The sequence below is a fragment of the Apibacter sp. B2912 genome, assembly GCF_009827835.1.
In the GTDB taxonomy this organism is placed as follows: domain Bacteria; phylum Bacteroidota; class Bacteroidia; order Flavobacteriales; family Weeksellaceae; genus Apibacter.
In genome coordinates this window covers 1-1,562 of sequence record NZ_WINV01000016.1, presented here as the reverse complement: position 1 = coordinate 1,562, position 1,562 = coordinate 1, and the positions used below count along the sequence as shown (strand labels likewise).

At 33.5% G+C, this 1,562-nt stretch carries 2 protein-coding genes; both read left to right on the top strand.

From position 1 onward, the window contains the following. Nucleotides 1-299: OmpA family protein (locus GFV01_RS10020; RefSeq protein WP_160567208.1), on the top strand; the 299-nt coding region annotated here is incomplete at its 5' end. Nucleotides 300-404: 105 nt separating this feature from the next. Beyond that, nucleotides 405-1,562, top strand: a 1,158-nt coding sequence (locus GFV01_RS10015) for an OmpA family protein (RefSeq protein WP_160567205.1), incomplete at its 3' end; no start/stop codon positions are given.

Sequence of the window (1,562 nt, the reverse complement as noted above, 5' to 3'; positions counted from 1 at the left end):
GACATACCGACAGAGTAGGATCTGTAGCCGTAAACAATAGAATATCAAAACAAAGAGCACAATCTGTAGTTAACGAATTAGTTAATGAAGGTGTAGAAAAAGATAGATTGATAGCTAGAGGCTTTGGAAAAACAGAATTATTATGTAAACAAGCAGATATCAATACTAAAAAAGACGAAGAAGGAAATATACTATATCCTGACCAAGAATCTTGTGATAGATCTAACAGAAGAGTGGTAGTTTTAGATCAGGCAGGAGATAAAGTTTCCGTAACAAAAGAAGTGAAAATTAAGAAATAATTGATCTACAAATAAAAAAACCATCCTTATTAGGATGGTTTTTTTATATATTGGAATAGAATTTGTTTAGTAGAATAAAATAAATCATAGTAGTAAGAAATTAATATGAAAAAATTTAAATTATTGATTACAATAGGAGCTGTTATAATGGCCATTGTAACTAAAGCTCAAAATACTACAGAAAAGTGGTATGTGGGGATAGGGATGCATGCAACTGACCATACGTCAGTGCGTGGTATCTTTGACGGATATTTTGATACCGATGATTATAGTTTTTCTTTTCCATTATCAAAATTAACTGTAGCAAGAAGTATTGGTAAAAACTTTGCGGTTGATTTACAAGCTTCAATAAGTGATATGGATAACAAAAGATTAAAAATAAAAGACGAATTTTTTGTTTTAGCAGGTTTAGGTCTTAGATTTACACCACTTAGTGAGTCAAAATCATTAAGATGGCTGGACCCATATGTGAGAGTAGGTGCAAACTATCACAAATATTCTTATAAAGGAATTAAAATTGTTGAGGATGATCCTTCTACTCACTTAGATGCTTATGATGATGATTATAACTCAGATAAAAATTATAAGTTAGGAGGTAAATTTACAGGAAAAAATGATATGTTCGTAGTAAACGGAGGAGTAGGTATTAACTTTTGGTTTACCAGAAACTTTGGTTTAAACATTGAATCTCAATATAACTGGGTAACTAATCAATCAAAAGATTATTCTGACTTCTTTCAACACTCAGCATCCTTAATATTTAAATTTGGAGCTAAGAAAGAACAACCATTACCACCGCCTCCGGTAGCACCGAGCGATAGAGATGGGGACGGTATTCCAGATGATCAAGACAGATGTCCGGATACACCGGGATTACCACAATTCCAAGGATGTCCTGACACAGACGGAGACGGTATCCCTGACGATCAAGACAGATGTCCGAATGCAGCAGGACCTGCACAATTCCAAGGATGTCCTGACACAGATGGAGACGGTATCCCTGATATTGATGATAATTGTCCAACAGTAAAAGGACCAATTGATAATAATGGTTGTCCTTGGGAAACTAAAGACGTTACATTCAAATTAAAAAATATTAATTTTGAATTTAATAGTTCTAAATTAACAGCAGAGTCTTTACCATTAGTTAATGATGCTGCAAAAATGTTAAATGACGGAAGTTTTGATGGTAAAAAATTCTTTGTAGACGGACATACCGACAGAGTAGGATCTGTAGCCGTAAACAATAGAATATCAAAACAA